We start from the raw sequence: 1,241 nt of genomic DNA, 5'->3' as shown, positions 1-1,241 counted from the left end.
TGATCTGCTCTAGAAATCCTGGACACAAATGAGTGTTAGTGTTTCGGAGGCAATTTTCCCAATAGGAACGGGAGGTTGGCGATGAAGCGCAAGCAATACTCGGTGGAGCAGATCGTGGCCGCGCTCAAACAAGCTGAGCTGGGCATGCCGGTGGCGGATCTGGTTCGGCAGCTCGGGATATCGGAGCAGACGTATTACCGATGGAAGAAGCAGTACGCGGGCCTGGAGTCGAACCAGGTCCGCGAACTGAAACAACTCCAGGACGAGAACGAGCGGCTCAAGAAGCTGGTTGCGGAACTGAGTCTGGACAAGGCCATCCTGCAGGATATCGCCACAAAAAAGTGGCCGCGCCCGCGCTGAAGAGACAGGCAGTGAGCTACATCGTGGATCACTACGGTCTTCCGACGCAGCGGGCGTGCCGGCTAGTCAAGCAAGCTCGCAGCACCCACTACTATCGCAGCGTCAAGGACCCGCAGACGGCACTGCGTCAACGCATGCGCGAGATCGCACAGACGCGCGTTCGATATGGCTACCGGCGCGTGCACGTGCTACTCAAGCGTGAAGGTTGGCGTGTGAGCCGGAATCGGGTCTATCGGCTCTACGCCGAAGAGCAGCTTCAACTGTGTTCGAAGCTGCCCAAACGCCGCAAGATGGTGGTGTCGCGCCGCGAGCGCTGCGTGCCGGTTCGCCCCAATGAAGTCTGGAGCCTGGACTTTGTCGCGGACCAATTGGCCGACGGTACCCGCCTGCGAGCCCTGACGGTCGTGGACATCTTTAGTCGTGAAGCACTGGCCATTGAAGTGGGCAAGCGCCTGCGTGCCGAGGACGTCGTGTCGGTGCTGAATCGTTTGGTGGCTCAACGTCACGCACCACGGTTCCTGTTTGCCGATAACGGCAGCGAATTCTCGGGTCGCCTGCTGGACATGTGGGCCTACCACTACAAGGTGCAGATCGACTTCAGCCGGCCAGGCAGGCCCACCGACAACAGCTTCATCGAGACATTCAACGGCTCGTTCAGGGACGAATGCCTGAACCTGCATTGGTTCGAATCGTTGGCGGAAGCCAAACGTGAGATCGAGGCTTGGCGCCGCGACTACAATGAGACTCGACCTCACATGGCGCTCAAGGAGCTAACGCCGGGCGAATTCGCCCGGCAATACAGCCTTCGGCCTACGGCCGAAGGCTCATGAAAGACCGAACACTAACGCTCGGCACTGTCCAAGAAATCCAAGCGGTTCACA

1 protein-coding gene is annotated in these 1,241 nt (G+C 59.1%); it reads left to right on the top strand.

Annotated elements, in window-relative coordinates; translation table 11 throughout:
- Positions 1–81 precede the first annotated feature (81 nt).
- A protein-coding gene (locus tag WT97_RS28720; RefSeq protein ID WP_156440333.1) for an IS3-like element ISBcen22 family transposase occupies positions 82–1,190 on the top strand; the annotation gives its coding sequence in 2 pieces (ribosomal slippage) (positions 82–343 and positions 343–1,190; 1,110 coding nt in all).
- The last annotated feature ends 51 nt before the right edge of the window (positions 1,191–1,241 follow it).

It is taken from the genome of Burkholderia sp. MSMB1459WGS (genome assembly GCF_001534535.1).
In the GTDB taxonomy this organism is placed as follows: domain Bacteria; phylum Pseudomonadota; class Gammaproteobacteria; order Burkholderiales; family Burkholderiaceae; genus Burkholderia.
This window is presented reverse-complemented; position numbering and strand designations above follow the sequence as displayed.